Raw genomic sequence first — 19817 nt, 5'->3', positions numbered from 1 at the left:
ACGCGCAAGGCACATCGAGTGGGGGAAAAAGTGCTGTTATTCAGCCGCAGAATGATCATCGCGAACGCGCGACCAGCGGAGAAAGAGTAATGGGCGCCGGAATCGAAGATCGGCTGCTGGGCCGGGTCCGCGAGCTCGGGAGCGTCGCGGTCGCGTTCTCCGGCGGCGTCGACTCGGCGCTCGTGCTGGCCGCGGCCGCGCGGGCCCTGCCGGCCGGCCGCGCACTCGCGGTGATCGCCGACTCACCCAGCCTCGCACGGGCGGAACTCGGCGCCGCGCGGGGGATCGCGGCCGGTCTCGGCGTCGAACTGGCCGAGGTCGCGACCGCCGAGCTGGCCGTGCCCGGGTACCGGGACAACGCCGGCGACCGCTGCTACTTCTGCAAGCAGGCGGTGCTCGGCGCGGTCGGCGACCTCGCGCTCCGGCGCGGGTTCGCGCACGTCGCGACCGGGACGCACGCCGACGACCACCGCGCCCTGCACCGCCCTGGCCTGCGCGCGGCCCGTGAACTGGACGTCGTCGAGCCGCTGGCCGAAGCTGGGCTGGGCAAGGGCGACGTTCGTGCGCTGGCGGCCGCGTGGTCGCTGGCCGTCGCCGACAAGCCGTCGACGCCGTGCCTGGCGTCACGTATCTCCGTGGGGGTCCCCGTCTCTTTAGGAAGGTTGGGACTGGTGGAACGCGCCGAGATCGCGGTGGGCGCGCGGCTGGCCGAAGCGGGGATCCGCCCTCGTGACCTGCGCGTCCGCTTGCTCGGTGCCGGCTTTCGGGTGGAGGTGGATGGTCCTGCGCACGCGGCCGTCGAAGCGCGGCCGGGGCTCGCGGCCGCGGTCGTCGGCGAGCTCGGTGGTCTGGGCCTGAGCGGCCCGGGTGTGGTCGCGGCCTATCGTGCGCCCGCACTCGCGCCGCCGCCATAGGCGCTATTCGCCCGCGCATTCGGAGTAGTCATTTGTGCCGACACCGAACGCCAAGGGAAAGTCGGCCGACCGAATCCGCAGCTATCGTGTTGGATCCGTTCATCGACCCATGGTTGTGATTCGGGTGCGGTCCGTGTCGATCATTCAACGGGATACCGTGCCGAAAACGCCGTGTCGATTATTACGTATCGCCGAATGCTTTCTTCGGCTAAGTTTTCCGGTTCAGCGTGCGCTGCCGCGTACGGTGGCCGCACGCGTACGGTGGGGGAGGATCGGATGTACTTCGAGTTGCTCGGCACCCTGCGGGTCCAGCGCGACGGCGAGCGGGTGGACCTCGGCGGCCCGCGCCAGCAGCGGCTCCTGGTGATGCTGCTGCTCAGTGCGAACAAGGTGGTCGGCGCCGACCGCTTGCTGGAGGCCATGTGGGACGGTGAGCCGCCGGTGACGGCGCGAAGACAGCTGCACAATGCCGTCGCCGCGCTGAGACGCAGCTTCGGGACCGCCAAGCACCTCGTCGTCAAGGACGGTCCCGGCTACCGCATCACCGTCGACCCGCACGGCGTCGACGCGCACCGGTTCACCGCGATGGTCGCGTCGGCCTCCGCGGCGGCGGCCGCCGGGCGCGCCGCCGCGGCCGTCGAGCTCTTGGAGGCGGCGCTCGCGCTCTGGAACGGGCCTGCGCTGTCCGGACTGGACAATCCCGTGTTCGAGATCGCCGCCGCGCGGTTCGAGGAGAACCGGCTGACCGCGACCGAACGGCTCGCCGCGCTGCGCCTGGACGGCGGGGAGGCGTCGGCGCTCGTGCCGCAGCTGGGCGAGCTCGTCTCGCGGCACCCGCTGCGGGAAGAGTCCCGCAAGCTGCTGATGCTGGCCCTGCACCGGTGCGGGCGCACGGCCGACGCGCTCAACGCCTACGAACAGGGCCGCCGGATGCTGCGCGACGAGCTGGGCGTCGACCCGGGCGCGAGCATCCGCGAGCTGTACGAGCGGATCCTGCGCGACGACCTGCCGAAGCGGCGGCCCGAGCCCGCCCCGGGCCGGTCGTTCCTGCCGTACGACACCGCGCACTTCACCGGCCGCGCCGAGGAGCTGCGGTCCCTGTCGGTACACCGGTCGGCGGGAACCGCGCTGAGCATTCTGGCCATCGACGGCATGCCCGGCGTCGGCAAGACGACACTGGCCGTCCGGCTCGCCCACCAGCTGGCGCACCGGTTCCCGGACGGACACCTCTACCTCGACCTGCACGGGCACACGGCCGGCCGGGAGCCGCTCGAACCGGACGCGGCGCTGGAGCGGCTGCTGCTGGACTTCGGGCTCGCGCCGGACCGGATCCCCGGCGGCTGCGGCCAGCGCGCGGCGCGCTGGCGCGCGGAACTCGCCGAGCGGCGGGTCCTCGTGGTGCTGGACAACGCCCTCGACGCCCGGCAGGTCCGGCCGCTGCTGCCCGGCACGGGAAAGGCGCAGGTGATCGTCACCAGCCGCCGCCGGCTGGCCGGCCTCGACGGGGTGACGGCCCGTTCGCTGGACGTGTTCGGTCCGCCCGACGCGGCGGCGCTGTTCACCCGGATCGCCGGCGTGGACCGCACGGCGGGCCGGCCGGACGCGGTCGCGGAAGTGGTGGCGCTCTGCGGGTACCTGCCCCTGGCGGTCGCGATCGCGGCGTGCCGGTTCCACAACCGGCCGGCGTGGTCCCTCGACGACCTGGTGTTCCGGCTGCGCGACCGCGTCACGCGCCTGGCCGAGCTGAGCCTGGAGGACCGCAGCGTGGCGTCGCGGCTCGAGGTGTCCTACGGGAGGCTGCCGGCCGGGCAGCGCCGGCTGTTCCGGGTCCTGGGCACGACCACGCGCCCGGGCGAGGAGTTCGACGCCGCCGATGCGGCGCGGCTGATGGGCCGGCCGGTGCCGGAGGCGGAGCGGTCGCTGGAGGCGCTGTTCGACGCCCACCTGCTGCGCCAGCGGGCGGCGGGGCGCTACCACTTCCACGACCTGGTCCAAGAACACGCGCGGACGAAGGTGGACGAACCGGAGCTGGGCGACGGGCTGCTGACCACGTTCGGCCGGACCACGCTGGCCGCGGTCGGCGACCTGGAGTGCAGCATCGGCTGAACCGCTTGGGCCACAACGATCCGTCCGTAGCCGACCGGCTCCGGACGGTTTTCTTTTGCCCGCCGGTGACCGGGTGAACGCGCTGTGCGACTCCGATATCCGTTGTCCCGCAACGCCGTCTTCGCTGATGCAGCACTGATGCGTCGCCGATGGACGGACCCGGCAGCCTCGGTGGCGGAGTCGAAAGCCCGCGGTCCCGCAGCAGAAAGTGATGCCATGGAGTTCACGCACAAGACCGTCCTGAGCCCGGAACTGCGGGCACAGGTCCTCGCCGACCCCAGCATCGGCGGCGGGAACCTGCTGCCCGCCATGCTCGAGCTCAACCCCTGCCCGGACGAGCCCTTCATCCATTCGCTCACGCCGATCCCTTACACCGACGGGGAAACGAAGCACTGGTTCAGCCTCCGCGACCTCGACCACCTCGTGCAGAGCTGGTCGGTCTGGTACCTCGAACGGGGGGTGCGGCCGCACGACCGGGTCGCCGTCTTCCCGCCCGACTCCATCCAGTACTTCCTGCACCTTTCGGCGCTCGCGCAGATCGGCGCGATCTCCATGCTCATCAACAGCAACGCGAAGCGTGACAGTGCCGCCGCTCTGATCGAGCGCAGCGGCGCCACCGGCCTCTACACCGACGCCGAGCGGCTCGCCCGGATCGCCCCGGACCTCGACCGGCTGAACCTGAAGTGGGTCCACACCGACCAGTCCGGGCCGCCGTCGGCCGTGCTGCCGGACGCGGACCGCTTCCGGCACCACCCGGACGACCCCGTGGGCCTCATGCACTCCTCCGGCACCACCGGCCTTCCGAAGCCCGTCATCCACACCCACAAGACCATTTTGGACGGTCCGAAGTGGCGTGCGGTGAACTACAAGGAAGAGCCGGACGCGCTCATCCTGAACGCGCTTCCGCAGTCGCACCAGGGTTGTGTGTCCTTCAACGCATACGCCGTGTTGGGCGGGCAGCCGATGGTCGTCCACCGGGACGTCTCCGGCGCCGAGCTGGCCGAAGCCGTCGAGACGCACCAGCCAACCATGGTGATGGCCTTCGGCCACGCCTACCCGGAGCTCGCGGCGATCGAGACGCCGAAGGGCGCGCTCGACTCGGTGAACATCTGGGTGTCCATGGCGGACGCCATCCACGAGCGGCACCTGAAGAACATCCTCGGGCGGCGGTCGCCGGAGCTGCCGCCGGCCGCGTTCCTGGACCGGCTCGGCACCACCGAGCTGGGCTGGGGCGTGCTCATGCAGCCGCGAACCCTCGCCACCGAGCGCAACGACCGCTGCGTCGGCAAGTCGGTCGGGTTCGCCGAAGTCGCGATCGTGCGGGAGAACGGGACGCTCGCCGAGCCGTACGAGTACGGCTTCCTCGGCGCGAAGCCGCCGTCGATGACCGTGGGCTACTGGGGCAACCAGGACACCTACTACCGCAGCAAGCTCGCCGGCTACTGGCTGACCGGCGACGTCGCCTACCGCGACGAAGAGGGCAACTTCTACCAGGTCGACCGCGCGGTCGACGTCGTGCACACGGCCGCCGGGCCCGGTTACTCGGTGCTGATGGAGGAGCTCATCCTCAACGAGGTCGCCGGCATCGAGGACTGCACCGTCGTGGCGGGCGGCCACGACGGGGAACAGGTGGCCGTGGCCGTCGTGACGGGCCGGGACGTGGACGCGGAGAAGGTGCTGTTCGCGGCCAACGAAGCCCTGCGGGCCAACGGGAAACCCGAACTGTCCGTCGTCGAGGTCGCCACCGGCGGCGACGACTTCCCGCTCGGCGTGACCGGGAAGTCGCTCAAGCGCTTCCTGCGCGACAAGTACAAGGACCTCGCCGTCCACGTCCGGGACCGCCGGGGCAAAAACCTCGCGACGAGCGACGCGCTCGCGTGACCACCGGAGAAGAGACAATCGCCGTGATTCAGCAAGACCAACTGCTCGTGTTCGACGAGACCGTGACCCGCGCCCGGGTCGACGGCTGGCTGCGGTACCTGGAGTCCGCCGGCATGTCGACGCAAGTGTACCGCCTCGGCGCGAGCCACGTCCTCCCGGTGTCCGGAGTGGACAACCCCGAGCTGCTCGCCGCGGCGGCGGACCTGCCGTCGCCGACCCGGCGCGTGCCGCGGGGCGGCGAGGCGTGGCTGGGCCGCCGGGAGCTGCGCCCGGCCGGGACCGAGGTCACCCTCGGGCCGACGACGATCGGGGACGGCTCGGTGGCGGTGATCGCCGGACCGTGTGCGGTCGAGACGCCGGAGCAGATGCTGGCCACGGCGGAAATCGTCGCGGAGCACGGCGCCGTCGCGTTGCGGGGCGGGGTCTTCAAGCCGCGGACGTCACCGCATTCGTTCCAGGGCCTCGGGTTCGGCGGGCTCGAGCTGCTCGTGGAGGCGCGGAAGCAGACCGGCTTGCCGTTCGTCACCGAGGTCGTCGACGCGGAACACGTCAAGCGGCTGGCCGAGGTGGTGGACGGCTTCCAGATCGGCGCGCGGAACATGCAGAACTTCGCGCTGCTGAGCGCGGTGGGCCAGAGCGGCCTGCCGGTGGTGCTCAAGCGCGGGTTCGGCTGCACCGTCGAGGAGACGCTCGCCGCCGGGGAGTACCTGCTGCTCGAAGGCAACGACCAGGTGGTGCTGTGCGAGCGCGGCATCCGCACGTTCGAGCCGTCGTCGCGGTTCACGCTCGACCTGACGGCGGTGGCGCTGTGGAAGCAGCGCACCCACCTGCCGGTCATCGTGGACCCGAGCCACTCGGGCGGACGGCCGGAGCTGGTGGAGCCGCTGTCGCTCGCCGCGGTCGCGGCCGGGGCGGACGCGTTGCTGATCGACGTCCACGTCCGGCCGGAAGAGGCCCTGTGCGACGCGAAGCAGGCGCTGCGGCCGGAGCAGTTCGCCGGGTTGACGACCCGGCTCGCCGGCGTCGCGGCCGGGCTCGGCCGGAGCCTGCAGAGACGCTGACCAAGTCACCAGTACGGGAGTGGGAGACAGTGTTCGGGGAGACGTCGGAGATCGCGGTGGTCGGGCTCGGCCCGCGCGGGTTGTCGGTCGCGGAACGGTTGAGCGCCAACGCCGGCGCGCTCGTGCCACCCGGCCACCGGCTCGTGGTGCACCTCGTCGACCCGCGGCTGGCCGACGGCGGCCAGGTGTGGCGCAGCACGCAGGACCGCCTGCTGCTGATGAACACCGTCGCCGGCCAGGTGACCATGTTCGTCGACGAGACGGTCGACTGCGCGGGCCCGGTCGTGCGCGGTCCCAGCCTGTACGAGTGGGCGCGGTCGATCGCGCTGCTCGGCAGCCCGGACGTGCCGGACGCCGTCCGGGCCGAAGCCGAGGCGCTCGGCCCGGACGACTACCCGTCACGGGCGTTCTACGGCAACTACCTGCGCTGGACGCGGCGGCGGATCGCGCGCACCGCGCCGCCCGCGTTGCGGTTCGTGGCCCACCAGGCGCGGGCGGCCGACGTCCGGGACGGCCGCGCCGGCCGCCAGGACGTCGTGCTGGACGACGGCACGATCCTCGCCGGTCTGGCCGCCGTCGTGCTCGCGCTGGGGCACCAGCCGCACGAGCTCACCCCGGCCGAAGCGGAGCTGAGCCGGTACGCCGGACGCCACGGCCTGCGCTACTTCGGGCCGGGCAACCCGGCCGACGAGCCGACGGACGACGTGCCCGCGGGGGAGCCGGTGCTCCTGCGCGGGATGGGCCTGAACTTCTTCGACCACCTGGCCCTGCTCACGCTCGGACGCGGCGGCCGGTTCACCCGCGAGCCGGGCGGCGCGCTGGCGTACGTGCCCTCCGGTCGGGAACCGCGGCTGGTCGCCGGGTCGCGGCGCGGTGTCCCGTACCAGGCGCGCGCCCGCAACGAGAAGGGCGCGTCGGGCCGGCACGAACCGCGGTTCCTCACACCCGCGGTGATCGGGCGGCTGGCCGGCGGCGCCGACTTCCGCCGTGATGTCTGGCCGCTGATCGACCAGGAGGTGCGCACGGTCTTCTACGCGGCCGTGGCGCGGGAGCAGGGATGTGCTTGTTACGCCGAGGAGTTCACCGAGGCGTTCGCGGCGGCCGGGCCCGCAGAGGTGTCCGCGGATCCCCTGGTGGTGCGGGAAACCGAGGCCCAGCGGATCGTGCTGGCCAAGTTCGGCATCGAGCGGACCTGGGACTGGAGGGGGGTCGCGGCGCCGTACTCGGCCGCCGACGTCGCCTCGACGGCAGCGTTCCGCACTTGGCTTCGGTCCTATGTGGACAGCGAACTGGCCGAGGCGCGCACGGGCAACGTGACCGGCCCGCTCAAGGCGGCGACGGACGTCCTGCGCGATCTGCGCAACGAGATCCGCATGGTCGTCGACCACGGCGGGATCTCCGGCGCCTCCTACCGCGACGACCTGCGGCGCTGGTACATGCCGCTCAACGCGTACCTGTCGATCGGGCCGCCGGCCGAACGCGTCGAGCAGTTCGGCGCGCTGCTGGACGCGGGCGTGCTCGAAGTGCTCGGCCCGGACCTGCGGATCGAAGGCACCGGCGGCCGGTTCGCCGCGTGGTCCGCCGCGTGCCCCGACGTCGTCATCCACGCGAAGACGCTGATCGAGGCGCGCCTGCCGGACACCGACCTGCGGCACACGACGGACCCGCTGCTGCGGACGTTGCTCGCCCGCGGGGAGTGCCGCCCGTACCGCATCGGCGAGTTCGAGACGGGCGGGCTGGCGGTCACGCGGCGGCCGTACCACGTCGTGGACGCGGGAGGCCGGCCCCACCCGCGGCGGTTCGCGTTCGGGGTACCGACCGAGGCGGTGCACTGGGTGACCGCGGCGGGCATCCGGCCGGGCGTCAACTCGGTGATCCTCGGCGACTCGGATGCCATCGCGCGGTCGTGCCTGGGGATCGCGCTGGAACACGACGACCTGGGGAGGACTGCATGAGCGAGCTGCTCGCTCCCGCGTGGGCCGCGACCGGTGCCGGCGCGCTCGTCGACGACCACGCGCTGCTGACCGCGATGCTCGACGTCGAGGTCGCCCTCGCCGAAGCCCAAGCCGAGCTGGGCGTGCTCCCCGAGGAGGCGGCGAAGGCCATCCGAGCGGTGACCGTGGCCGACCTCGACCCGGACGCGATCGCCGCCGGCGTGCGGGAGACGGCGAACCCCGTGGTCGCCTTCGTCGCCGGGCTCACCGCCGCGGTCGATCCGGCCGCCGCCGAGTACGTCCACCGCGGCAGCACCAGCCAAGACATCCTGGACACCGCCCTGATGCTGCTCTGCGCCAGCACCTTCGAGCGCGTCGAAGGCGATCTGCTGGCGACCGCCGCGAGCCTGGCGGACCAGGTCCGGACGCACCGGGACACGCCGATGGCCGGGCGCACCCTGACCCAGCACGCCGTGCCGGTCACCTTCGGGCTCAAGGCGGCGACCTGGCTGCACGGCGTCCTCGACGCCGTCGAGCGGGTGCGCCGGGCGCGCGCGGCCCTGCCGGTGTCGATCGGCGGCGCGGCGGGCACCCTCGCCGCGTACGAACAGTACGGACCCGGTGCGCTCGCCCTGCCCGACCGGGTGGCGGAGAAGCTCGGCCTGGCCCCGCAGGCCCTGCCCTGGCACGGGATCCGGACGCCGATCGCCGACGTCGCGTCGGCGCTGCTCGGCACCACGGGCGCGCTCGGCAAGATCGCCGCGGACGTCCTCGTGCTGTCGCGCACCGAAATCGGCGAGGTCAGCGAAGAGCGGGCGCCGGGCCGCGGGGCGTCCTCGGCCATGCCGCAGAAGCACAACCCGGTGTTCGCGACGCTCGTGGCGACCGCGGCCCGGCAGCTGCCGCCGCTCGCCGTCGTCCTCTTCCAGTCGATGACGGCCGAGGACGAACGGTCCTCGGGCGGCTGGCACGCCGAGTGGCAGCCGCTGCGGGACGCCCTGCGCGGCACGGCCGGCGCCGCCGCGAACGCCGTCCGCATGGCCGAGACGCTGCAGGTGCACCCCGAGGTGATGGCGGCGAACCTGCGGCTCACCCGCGGCGCGATCGTCTCCGAACGCGTCAACGCTTTCCTGGCCCCGAAGCTCGGCAAGGCCGCGGCCAAGCGCCTGCTGGCCGAGGCGGCCGCCGAAGCCGAGCGCACCGGGGCGGACCTGGCCGGCGTGCTCGGCGCGGACGTGCCCCCGGGCCTGCTGGACCCGGCGAGCTACACCGGCCTCGCCGGCCCCCTGGCCGACCGGGCCCTGGCCCGCTTCGAACGCGAGGAGTTCTGATGACCACCCTGGAGTTCGCGCCCGAGCGCGTCGAGCCGATGCTCGCCGAGCAGCGCGAAGAACTGCTCCGCATGCCCGGGTTCGGCTCGCTCTACTCCGACCACATGGTGACCGCGCGGTGGACCGCCGGCCGCGGCTGGCACGACGCCCGGACCGGGCCGCTGGCCGCGTTCACCCTGCACCCGGCCACCATGGCGCTCCACTACGGACAGACCGTCTTCGAAGGGCTGAAGGCGTTCTGGCGCCCGGCCGGGCAGCGCGTGCTCTTCCGGCCCCGCGACCACGCCGCCCGGTTCGCGCGCTCGGCCCGCCGGATGGCCATGCCCGAGCTGGCGGAGGCCGACTTCGTCGCAGGCGTCGAGGCGCTGCTGCGGGTCGACGGTGCCTGGGTGCCGAGCGCCCGCGGCCACAGCTTCTACCTGCGGCCGTTCCTGATCGCCGCCGAGACGCACCTGTCCAACCGGCCCGCCGAGGAATACCTGTTCGCCGTCATCGGCAGCCCCGCCCGGCCCGCCGCGGCCGAGCCGGCGCCGATCCGGCTCTGGGCGTCCCCCGAATACGTCCGCGCGGCCGACGGCGGGACGGGCACGATCAAGTGCGGCGGCAACTACGGCGGGTCGTACATCGCGCAGCGCGAGGCCGCGGCGCACGGGTGTGACCAGGTCGTCTGGCTGGACGCGCGCGAGCGCCGGTACGTCGAAGAGGTCGGCGGCTCGAACCTGTTCTTCGTGGAGGGCGACCGGCTCGTCACCCCGCCGCTGAGCGGAACGCTGCTGGCCGGCATCACCCGGGACTCGATCCTGCGGCTGGCCGGGCGGCTCGGCCTGACCGTCGCGGAGGAACCGGTCACCCTCGACGGCTGGGAGCGCGGCTGCCGCGAGGGGCGCATCACCGAGACGTTCGCGTGCGGCACCGCGCGGGCCGTCGCGCCGGTCGGGCACGCCGTCACCCCCGAGCGCGAGTGGGCGATCGGCGACGGCACCACGGGCCCGGTCACCCGCCGCCTGCTGAACGCGCTGCTGGACGTCCAGTACGGCCAGGCACCCGACGAGTTCGGCTGGCTGCACGCCGTCACCCCGGAGTGAAAGGAATCCCGTGTCCCCCAGAGTCGACTTCTACTTCGACCCGGCCTGCCCGTTCGCCTGGATCACCTCGCGGTGGATCCTCGAGGTGGAACGCCACCGCGACCTCACCCTGCGGTTCCGGGTGATGAGCCTCGGCGTGCTCAACGAGGAACGCGAGCTCGAGCCGTGGTACCGCGAGTTCTGCGACCGCTCGTGGGGCCCGGTCCGCGTCTGCGTCGCGGCTGCCCAGTACCACGGCGAGGAGGTGCTGCGCGACCTCTACACCGCGCTGGGCACCCGGATCCACAACGGGCGGAACAAGGACTTCCACGAAGTGGTCGCCCAGGCGCTGGCCGAGGTCGGCCTGCCGGCTTCCCTCGCCGACGCGATGGAGCGCACGGACCACGACGAGGCCCTGCGCAAGAGCCACGCCGAGGCGCTGGCGCCGGTCGGTGCGGACCTCGGCACGCCGGCGATCCACGTCGACGGCACGGGCTTCTTCGGCCCGGTGCTCAACGCCATCCCGCGCGGCGAAGAGGCGCTGAACCTCTTCGACGGCGTCGTCGCGCTTTCCCGCAACCCCCACTTCTTCGAGCTGAAGCGCGCCCGGACGCCGGGCCTGGACTACGAATGAGGGAACGGACATGAGACGCATCGGGTTCGTCGAGTCGAACCGGTCCGGGTCCGGGTTCGACGCCCTGCGGGCGGCCCGCGGGCTGGGGCTGCACGTCACCTTCTTCAGCTGCGGCCTGGACCGCTACCACGCGACGCCGGGCGGCACCGAGGTGCTCGAAACGTGCGTCGACGAGGTCGTGGCCTGTCCGACCCACGAGCTGGAACCGCTGCTGGAGGCGGTGAAGGCGGTCGACGCCGCGAAGCCGCTCGACGCGCTGCTCTCGGTGGCCGAGTACGAGGTCATCCAGGCCGCCGAGGCAGCTCGTCAGCTCGGCCTGCCCGGCCCCGACCCGGCCGCCGTCCGGATCGCCCGCGACAAGGCCGCGCAACGGCGGCGGTGGGTCGAGCGCGGGGTGCCCGTGCCGGAGTTCCGCGTCGTCACGACGACCGGGCAGGCCGCACGGGCCGCCGAGGAGATCGGGTTTCCGTGCGTGGTCAAGGCGGTCGACGAGACCAGCGGTGCGCACGTCGTCCGCTGCACCACGCCGGACGAGGTCGCCGCGACCTTCACCGCGATCCGGTCCGCCACGACCAACCGCCGTGGTCAGGCCCGCTCGCCCGAGGTGCTCGTCGAAGAATGCCTCGTCGGGTTCGAGGTCAGCGTGGAGGTCCTGGCCGAGGCCGGGGCCGTCCGCGTGCTCGGGGTGACCGACAAGATCCTCGGCGGGCGCAACCGGTTCATCGAGCTCGGGCACAGCTTCCCGACGGCGCTGCCGGACGCGGTCCGGTGCGAGCTGGAGTCGGCCGCCCTGGCCGCGACGACGGCTGTGGGCTTCGACCTCGGCATCGCGCACGTCGAAATCAAGTACACCGGCGCGGGCCCGAAGCTCGTCGAGATCAACCCGCGCCCGGCGGGCGACCGGATCACCGAGCTGATGGACCACAGCTTCGGGCAGTCCACGATGGAGCTGCTGATCCGCCAGTACCTTGGCGAGTCCGTCGGCGACGCCGGCCTCGAACCGCGGGGTGGCGCGGCGATCCGTTATCTCACCGCCGATCCCGGCGTCGTGACGGAGGTGACCGGCCTGGGCATCGCCGCCGCGCTGCCCGGGGTCCGCGAGGCCGTCGTGTCCGTCGCGCCCGGTGGGCGGGTGGATCCGTTGCGGGTGAACGAAGACCGGGTCGGTCACGTCCTGGCGACGGCCGGTGACGCCTACCTGGCGGGCCGGATCGCCGAAGCCGCCGCCCAGCAGATCGTCGTCGGCACCCGCGCCGATGCGTCGCCGATGGTCCGCTGATGGCCGCGTCGGCGAGGCTGGATCACTCCGAGCCCGGACAGGAGCAGACATGCCCAACCTCGTGATGGTCATGCCGTACAAGGCATACCTCGGCAAGGCGCGGGCGGAGGGCTTCCGGATCACCGCGATCTGGGACCCGGCCGAGGCCGCGCGGCTGTTCGGTGCGGACGCCCCCGAATACCTGAAGGAGGTCGAGAGCCTCGCCGAGAGCCTGTGGCTGGTCGACTTCACCGACCGCGCGGCCTACGCCGAAGCGATCCGCGCGGCCGTCCGGGACACCGGTGCCCGCCACGTCTGGCACGTCGGCAGCGAGGAGAGCATGCAGCTCGCCTACGAGGTCGCCGACGAACTCGGCGTGGCGGTCAATTCGCCGCGCTCGGTGTTCCTGCTCAACGACAAGCTCGCCATGCGCACCCTGTTGCGCGACAAGGGCATCTCGACCGTCCGGTTCGCCGTCGCGGACCGCTGGCAGGACATCGAACCCCTGCTGGTGAACTTTTCCCTGCCCGTCGTGGTGAAGCCGGCCGCGCTGTCGGCCAGCCGGGGGACGCGGCTGCTCACCGACCCCGCCGATCTCCCCGCGTGGGGCGACGAGCTGGCCGCACTGGCCTACTCCGGGCCGCTGCTGGTCGAGGAGTACCTGCGCGGACCCGAGTTCAGCGTCGAGACGATGACCGTGCGCGGCGAGCACCACGTCCTCGGCGTGACGCGCAAGCTGCTCGGCCCGCTGCCGCACTTCGTCGAGCGCGGCCACCTCTTCGGCGAGCCGGAGACGGCCGGGACGCGGGCCGCCGCCGCGCTCGCGGTCGAGCTGCTCGACGCCGTCGGCTACCAGTGCGGGCCGACGCACACCGAGGTGATCCTCACCTCGGACGGCCCGCGGATCGTGGAGTCCCAGGCGCGGCTGGGCGGGGACAAGATCCCGGACATCATCGGGCACGCGCGCGGCTTCGACGTCAAGCGGGCGATGTTCGCCGCGCTCGCCGGGCGGACGTCGCTGCCGGAGCCGGGCGGCCTGGTCGGGCACATCGCGTACTTCTCCTTCCCCACGGGGGTGCTGTGGTCGGTGACCGGGCTCGGCGAAGCCCGCGCACTGGACTACGTGGACACCCTCAGTTTCCCGTTCGTCCCCGGTGACGTCCTGCCGGAGACGGTCAGCTCGAAGACCCGGCACGGGTTCGTCATCCTCACCGGCTCCGCGACCGCGGCGGAGGCCCAAGCCCGCGCGGACCACGTCCGCGCCCTGATCGAAGTGGAAGTCCGATGAGGGCCTTCTTCGCCCTGCACCGCAACGTCCGGGTCCGGATCGGCCTCGCGTTCGTGCACAAGCTGATCGACGCGATGATCCTCACCTTCATCGCGATCTACCTCGCCGCGCACGTCGGCGTCGCGGTCGCCGGCGCGCTGATCCTGGTGTTCGCCGCGTTCGCCGTGGTCGGCATGCTCGCCGGCGGGCACCTGTCCGAACGCTGGGGACGCCGTCCCGTGCTCGTCATCGGCGACGTCGTCGGGACCGGGTTCCTCGCGCTGATGGCGGTCGCCTACTACTCCGGCTGGGGCGCGCTCGCCGTCTACTTCAGCTACGCCGTCGTGAAGTTCGGGACGAACCTCGCGCTGCCCGCCAACGACGCGACGATCATCGACGTGACGCCGCCGGAGGAGCGCAAGTTCGTCTACACGGTCAACTACTGGGTCATCAACCTCGCACTCGGCACCGGGGCGCTGCTCGGTGCGTTCCTGTACAGCGCCCACTTCGGCGCGGTGATCCTCGGCGGCGCGATCGGCATGGCGTTCGCCCTCACCGTCACCGTCACGCTGGTGGCGGAGACCAAGCCGGAGACCCCCCGGCCGGCCACCAAGCTCACCGGGGTCGCCCAGTTCGTCCAGGGCTACCGGGTGGTGCTGGCCGACTCGACGTTCCGCCGGCTGATCATCGCCGCCACGCTGATCCTGACCCTCGAAGGGCAGCTCAGCACGGCGATCGGGATCCGGCTGGCGACGGACTTCCCGGTGCAGCCCGTGTTCCCGTTCGGCGAAGTCACCGGCGTGGAGATGCTCGGGGTGCTCAAGGCGGTCAACACCGTGCTGGTCGTCGCGTTCGCGCTGGTCGTCAACACGCTCCTGAAGCGGATGCCCGACCGCGCCCGGCTCTACGCCGGCATCGCGCTGTACGCGGGCGGGTTCGCGGTCCTCGCCGTCACCGACGACGCGTGGCTGCTGCTCGTCGCCGTCGTGGTGCTGACCGCCGGTGAGCTGATGAACCTGCCGGTGCAGCAGGCCCTGCTGGCCGAGCTGGCCCCGGACGACGGCCGGCCGCGCTACCTGGCCGCGTACTACCTGCACATCCGGTTCGGCCAGATCGTCAACTCGATCCTGATCAGCCTGAGCGCGATCGTCAGCACGCAGGGCATGGCCGGGATCTACCTGCTCTTCGGCGTCGTGATCATCCTCCAGTACCGCGTGATCCTGGCCCGCCGCGAGACGCCCGTCGCGGTCTCCGCCTGAACCCCTGGAAGGTAACCATGTCGGCACGGTCCGATCGGATCACCGAGTCCTACCTCGCCGCGTGCGCGGAACCGGACAGCCCGTTGCGCCACGCCCGGGCGAGCCTGGAGCTGTCGGAGACCAAACGGCTCTCCTGGCCCCGGTTGCTGCCGCGGCCGGTCGTGGTCGACGAGGCGGAGTACCGCGCGTTCGGCCGGGACCTCGTCACCGTCTACGAGCTCGTCGGCGGCCTGCCGCGGCGGCTCTTCGGCGGCGACTTCGACCGCTTCCGCCGCTCGCTCGGCATCGACGACCGGCACGCGGCACTGATGACCCGGCTGCTGGGCGAGGAACCCCCGCCGCTGTACGGCCGCGCCGACGTCTACTACGACGGCACGGCGTTCAAGCTGCTGGAGTACAACATCGGCAGCGCGCTCGGCGGCCTGGACATGGTGGGCACGCTGCCCAAGGCGTACCTGCGGGTCCCGGCGGTCGCCGAGTTCGCCGCCGAGCACGGCCTCGGGTTCCTGGACATGGGCTCCGACCTCGCCGGGGCGCTGCGCACCGCGGGCAAGTCGATCGGCGCCGGCGAGCCGGTGGTCGCGATCGTCGAAGGCCCCGGCGGCATGACGACCTACGGCCACCAGCGGCGCGCGATCGCCGAACTGCTGGAGGAAAACGAAGTCGTCTGCCGGGTCGGGGAGATCGGCGACCTGGAGTTCCGGTCGGGCAAGCCGTACCTCGACGGTACGGGCGTCGACGTCATCCTGCGCTACTACGGCCTCGAGGAAATGCTGGCGCACCCGGACTGCGACGCGCTGCTGGAACCGGTGTTCCGCGCGCACGAGAACGGCCAGGTCGTCGTCTGGACCCCGACGAACGTGTTCAGCAACAAGGGAACGCTCGCGATGCTGTCCGAGTTCCTGGACGCCTTCGAGCCGGCCGAGCGGGCGGCGATCGAGCGCGTGCTGCCGTGGTGCCGGATGCTCGGCCGCCCCGGCGCCGGCCCGGACGCCGGCCGCATCGAGGAGTGCCTCGAGCGGCAGGAGCAGCTGGTGTTCAAGCCGACCGGCCTCTACGGCGGCCAAGGCGTCGTCATCGGCCAGGAGGTCGACGCGGCGACCTGGCGGGAAACCCTGGAAGCCGGTTCGCGGACCGGGTCGCTCGTCCAGGAGATCGTGCGGCCCAACCTGGAGACGGTGATCGACCCGGACACCGGCGAGCGCACCGAGTGGTACGCGCTGTGGGCGGCGTTCATGACGCCGACGGGGCTGTCGGGCGGCGGCGTGCGCGCGATCCCGCCCGGCGGCACCACCGTCATCACGATGATCAACAACCCGGACGTCCGCAACACCTGTCTCTTCACCTGCTGAGCAAGGAGAACCCCGGTGCCCCGATTCGTCGACCTCACACACGGCTTCTACGACGGAATGCCGTCCTACCCCGCCGACTGGTTCCCGAAGTTCGTCAGCGAACGCTCGATGACACCGGAGACCGACCCGTACGGCACCAAGCGCACGTTCTCCTACCTGCACGTGTTCCCGCACAACGGGACGCACATGGAGTACAAGCTGCACTTCTTCCCCGGCACCGAAGGCATCGACGAGGTTCCCCTCGAGACGCTGATCGGCCGGGCCTGCGTCGCCGACCTGTCCTACAAAGGCGAACTGGACGAAGTGACCGGCGAAGACCTCGAGAAGACGCTGCGGCCCGTGTGGCAGCCCGGCGACCGGCTCCTCATCCGCACCGACTACCTGCGGCACAACTGGGGCCGGCCCGACTACTGGGACCGCCCGCCCTACCTGACGCCGTCGGCCGCGCGGTGGGCCATCGACAACGGCGCCGTCCTCATCGGCTTCGACTGCCTCACCGAACGGCCCGGCGACGCGGAATCCCCGGTGCACCACGCGCTGCTCGCCGCCGGCATCCCGCTGCTGGAGTACGTGACCAACATGCACGAGCTGACCCGGCCGGTCGTCCAGCTGATCGCGTTGCCGACCAAGGTGGCGGGCGCCGAGGCCGCCCCGGCGCGCGTCATCGCGGTGGAGGACACCGATGACTGAGGCGGTCGCCCTCACGGCCGTCGGTGGCGACACCGACGTGCCGGCGGGCCTGGACCGGCTGCTCGCCCTGCTCGGCGGCCCGCTGTCCGGGCTGCCGGCCGGCGCGGAGGTGCTGATCAAGCCGAACCTGTTCCAGACGGCGCCCGGGTTCCACGTGCGGCCGGCGCTGCTGGCCGCGATCGCCCGCGTGGTCGCCGAGCACGGGGCACGCCCGGTGATCGCCGAGCGCACGCACGCCATCTACGAGATCCTGCGCGACCACGAGGCCGCGAAGTACGCCCGGGTCGTCAGCTTCGACGACCTGCCGTTGCGCATCACCGGCATCCCGGAGGCGACGTCGCTGCGGGTGCCGATCGCCGTCCCCGAGGTGATCCTGGACTGCGACTACTTCATCGGAGTCCCGCAGCTGCGCACGCACGCGAGCGTCGTCTACTCGAACGCGATGAAGAACCTGGTGGGGCTGCTGCCCGGGTACACGACCCGGATCGTGCACATGGCGGGCGTCGACGAGTCCACCGTGGACCTGAACCTGATGCGCCCGCAGGACCTGGTGGTGTGCGACGGGACCACGGTGATCGAGGGCAACTACCCGATGGACGGGCAGGCGCGGGAGGTCGGCTTCCTGGCCGCGAGCCGCAACGCCGTCGCGCTCGACGTCGCCGTCGGGACGCTGGCCGGCTTCGACCCGGACAGCGTCGCCTACCTGCGGGACGCGCACGAGCGGGGCATGGGACCGCTTTCCCTGGACGACATCGAGCTGCTCGGGACCCCGCTCGAGGACCTGGCGTTCGACATGGTGAAGGCGCCGGTCGAGATCGTCGTGCCGCGCGAGGGGATCCACGTCTACGCCGAACACGCCTGCCCGGCGTGCAGCCGGTTCGTCGCCGGGGCGATGAAAGCGCTGGCCGGGGAACTGTGCGAGTGGGACGGGGAAATGACGATCATCTCCGGGCCGCAGGTCTCGCACCCGCCCCTGCGCGGGGAGGTCGTCCTCGTCGGCAACTGCCTGTACGAAAGCCGGGACCTGGGCATCTTCGTCGAAGGCTGCCCGCCGCGGGCGATCCAGCTCGCCGCGTTCCGCTACGCCATGGGCAAGCCCGTCGGCGCCCACGAGCGGACGCAGTTCCGGGTGCCGGCGGGCGCACGATGATCGCGTCCGAGCTGTCACCCGGAACCCGGCTGCACCGCCACGTCGTCCCGCTCGTGTCCACGGTGGACCCGGTGGCGGCCGCCGCGGCGTTGCGCCCGGCGGGGCGCGTCATGCTCACCGCCGGGCCGGGCGGCCGGGACGCGGTGCTGGCCGCGGGCGAGCTCGCCGTCCTTTCCCACCCCGGTGGCGAAGGGCCCGCGCCGCTCACCGCGGCGGTGGACCTGCTGGGCGGGCTGGACCTGCCGCCGGACACGACCGACGCCGAGGCGGCCTGGTACGGCTTCCTGGCCTACGACGCCGCGCGCGACTTCGAGCGGCTGCCCAGCCGCCACCCGTCGGGCGGCCGGCCGGTGTACGAGTTCTTCCTGCCCGAGGTGCTGGTCACCGAGGGGCGGGTGATCGGCCGCGGCACGACCCCCGCGGCCGCGCGCAAGGCGGCCGAGCAGGTCGCCCGGACGCTCGACCGGCTGGTCGTGACCCCGCTCGGGGCCATCGCGGTGGGCGCCGGGACGTTCGGCTTCGGCTACGACGAGTACGCCGACGCCGTGCGGCGCGCGCAGCGGCACATCCTCGACGGTGACGTCTTCCAGCTCGTCCTGTCCAACCCCTGGACCGCACCGGCCACTGTGGACGGATTGCGGGTTTACCACCGGCTGACGGAGATCAACCCGTCGCCGTACCACTTCTGGTACGGCGGCCCCGAGTTCGAGGCCGTCGGCGCCTCGCCGGAGCCGTGCCTGACGCTCTCGGGCGGCCGGGCGCTGATCCGCCCGCTGGCCGGCACCCGGCCGCGGGGCCGCGACGGCCACGCCGACCGGCTCGCCGAGGACGACCTGCGCTCGTCGGTGAAGGAGCTGGCCGAGCACCGGATGCTGGTCGACCTCGCCCGCAACGACCTCGGCCGGGTCTGCCGCCCCGGCAGCGTGTCGGTGGAGCGGCTGCTGGCCGTCGAGCGGTACTCGCACGTCATGCACCTGACCTCGGATGTCTGGGGCGAGCCGTCGGGGGACCGCGATACCGCCGAGCTGATCCGGGCGACGTTCCCGGCGGGGACCATGACCGGGACGCCGAAGGTGCGCGCGATGGAGATCATCGACGCCTTGGAGCCGGCCCGGCGCTGGCTGTACTCGGGTGCGGTCGGCTCGTTCGGGGTGTCCCATGTGGACCTCTACCTGACCATCCGCAGCATGGTGTGGTGCGACGGCGAAATCCGGCTCCAGGCCGGCGGCGGCATCGTCCACGACTCCGACCCGGCCGAGGAGTACGCGGAGTGCCTCGCGAAGCTCGGGTCCGGCGCCCGGGCCCTCGGCGTGACGGTGGAAGGGGCGGCGGCATGATCTGCGTGCTCGACAACTACGACTCGTTCGTCTACAACCTGGTGCAGTACCTGGGAGACCTCGGCGCGAAGTGCGAGGTCTACCGCAACGACGAGGTCTCGGTGGCCGACGTCGCCGCGCTCGGGCCGGAGCTGGTGCTGATCTCACCCGGCCCCGGCGCCCCGGCGGACGCGGGCATCTCGGTGGACCTGGTCCGCGGCCTGGCCGGGCGGGTACCGATCCTCGGGGTGTGCCTGGGCCACCAGGCGATCGGCGCGGCGTTCGGTGCCCGCATCGTGCACGCGGCCGAGCCGATGCACGGCAAGTGCGCACCCCTGACCCACGACGGCAGCGGTGTCTTCGCGGGCCTGCGTAGCCCGCTCACGGTGGCGAGGTACCACTCCCTGGTGATCGACCCGGCTTCGCTGCCGGACGACCTGGTCGTCACGGCCTGGTCGCCGGCGGGGGAGGTGATGGGCGTCCGGCACCGCGAGCTCCCGATCGAAGGCGTGCAGTTCCACCCGGAGTCGCTGTTCACCGAGGAGGGCGTGGCGATGGTCGCGAACGCGATGCGCTCGCGGGCCCTCGTGCGCGGGTGAG

16 protein-coding genes are annotated in these 19817 nt (G+C 72.4%); all 16 read left to right on the top strand.

The window, feature by feature from the left end; translation table 11 throughout:
- The first annotated feature begins 89 nt into the window (after positions 1 to 89).
- The 16 genes from I4Q55_RS22405 (at position 90) to I4Q55_RS22330 (ending at position 19816) form a co-directional block, all read left to right on the top strand.
- A complete protein-coding gene (locus tag I4Q55_RS22405; RefSeq protein WP_206790283.1) occupies positions 90 to 914 on the top strand; it encodes an asparagine synthase-related protein in 825 nt (274 codons plus the stop codon).
- Between the two features lie 276 nt (positions 915 to 1190).
- Positions 1191 to 3020 carry a BTAD domain-containing putative transcriptional regulator gene (locus tag I4Q55_RS22400; RefSeq protein WP_206790281.1) on the top strand — a complete coding sequence of 610 codons (1830 nt, stop codon included), beginning with the start codon at positions 1191 to 1193 and terminating at the stop codon, positions 3018 to 3020.
- Positions 3021 to 3236: 216 nt separating this feature from the next.
- Positions 3237 to 4901 carry a class I adenylate-forming enzyme family protein gene (locus tag I4Q55_RS22395; RefSeq protein ID WP_206790279.1) on the top strand — a complete coding sequence of 555 codons (1665 nt, stop codon included), beginning with the start codon at positions 3237 to 3239 and terminating at the stop codon, positions 4899 to 4901.
- A gap of 23 nt (positions 4902 to 4924) precedes the next feature.
- Positions 4925 to 5962, top strand: coding sequence for a 3-deoxy-7-phosphoheptulonate synthase (gene aroF, locus I4Q55_RS22390; RefSeq protein ID WP_307793279.1), 1038 nt, complete (start codon positions 4925 to 4927; stop codon positions 5960 to 5962).
- 29 nt (positions 5963 to 5991) lie between these two features.
- Positions 5992 to 7917 (top strand): FAD/NAD(P)-binding domain-containing protein, encoded by a 1926-nt coding sequence (locus tag I4Q55_RS22385; RefSeq protein WP_206790277.1) that lies wholly within the window; start codon positions 5992 to 5994, stop codon positions 7915 to 7917.
- Complete coding sequence (locus I4Q55_RS22380; RefSeq protein ID WP_206790275.1) at positions 7914 to 9227, top strand: adenylosuccinate lyase family protein; 1314 nt, start codon at positions 7914 to 7916, stop codon at positions 9225 to 9227. The genes I4Q55_RS22385 and I4Q55_RS22380 overlap by 4 nt, the downstream gene beginning before the upstream one ends.
- Positions 9227 to 10312 carry a branched-chain amino acid aminotransferase gene (locus I4Q55_RS22375; RefSeq protein WP_206790273.1) on the top strand — a complete coding sequence of 362 codons (1086 nt, stop codon included), beginning with the start codon at positions 9227 to 9229 and terminating at the stop codon, positions 10310 to 10312. Before I4Q55_RS22380 ends, I4Q55_RS22375 begins: the two co-directional genes overlap by 1 nt.
- A gap of 10 nt (positions 10313 to 10322) precedes the next feature.
- Positions 10323 to 10925, top strand: coding sequence for a DsbA family protein (locus tag I4Q55_RS22370; protein WP_206790270.1), 603 nt, complete (start codon positions 10323 to 10325; stop codon positions 10923 to 10925).
- 10 nt (positions 10926 to 10935) lie between these two features.
- Positions 10936 to 12204: an ATP-grasp domain-containing protein gene (locus I4Q55_RS22365; protein WP_206790268.1), complete on the top strand. Its 1269-nt coding sequence runs from the start codon at positions 10936 to 10938 to the stop codon at positions 12202 to 12204.
- A gap of 49 nt (positions 12205 to 12253) precedes the next feature.
- Complete coding sequence (locus I4Q55_RS22360) at positions 12254 to 13471, top strand: ATP-grasp domain-containing protein (RefSeq protein WP_206790266.1); 1218 nt, start codon at positions 12254 to 12256, stop codon at positions 13469 to 13471.
- Positions 13468 to 14709, top strand: a complete 1242-nt coding sequence (locus I4Q55_RS22355) for an MFS transporter (protein WP_206790264.1) — start codon at positions 13468 to 13470, stop codon at positions 14707 to 14709. The genes I4Q55_RS22360 and I4Q55_RS22355 overlap by 4 nt, the downstream gene beginning before the upstream one ends.
- A gap of 17 nt (positions 14710 to 14726) precedes the next feature.
- Positions 14727 to 16061 carry a hypothetical protein gene (locus I4Q55_RS22350; protein ID WP_206790262.1) on the top strand — a complete coding sequence of 445 codons (1335 nt, stop codon included), beginning with the start codon at positions 14727 to 14729 and terminating at the stop codon, positions 16059 to 16061.
- Between the two features lie 15 nt (positions 16062 to 16076).
- Positions 16077 to 16751, top strand: a complete 675-nt coding sequence (locus I4Q55_RS22345; protein ID WP_206790261.1) for a cyclase family protein — start codon at positions 16077 to 16079, stop codon at positions 16749 to 16751.
- Positions 16744 to 17901: a DUF362 domain-containing protein gene (locus tag I4Q55_RS22340; RefSeq protein ID WP_206790260.1), complete on the top strand. Its 1158-nt coding sequence runs from the start codon at positions 16744 to 16746 to the stop codon at positions 17899 to 17901. The genes I4Q55_RS22345 and I4Q55_RS22340 overlap by 8 nt, the downstream gene beginning before the upstream one ends.
- Entirely contained in the window at positions 17898 to 19238 is a 1341-nt protein-coding gene (locus I4Q55_RS22335; protein WP_242546518.1) for an anthranilate synthase component I family protein, read from the top strand. The genes I4Q55_RS22340 and I4Q55_RS22335 overlap by 4 nt, the downstream gene beginning before the upstream one ends.
- Positions 19235 to 19816 carry an aminodeoxychorismate/anthranilate synthase component II gene (locus I4Q55_RS22330; RefSeq protein ID WP_206790259.1) on the top strand — a complete coding sequence of 194 codons (582 nt, stop codon included), beginning with the start codon at positions 19235 to 19237 and terminating at the stop codon, positions 19814 to 19816. Before I4Q55_RS22335 ends, I4Q55_RS22330 begins: the two co-directional genes overlap by 4 nt.
- Position 19817: the final 1 nt, after the last annotated feature.

The organism is Amycolatopsis sp. MtRt-6 (assembly GCF_017308975.1).
Lineage (GTDB): Bacteria > Actinomycetota > Actinomycetes > Mycobacteriales > Pseudonocardiaceae > Amycolatopsis.
Note: the sequence above shows the minus strand (reverse complement) of the source record. Positions and strands in the feature narration are given on the sequence as shown.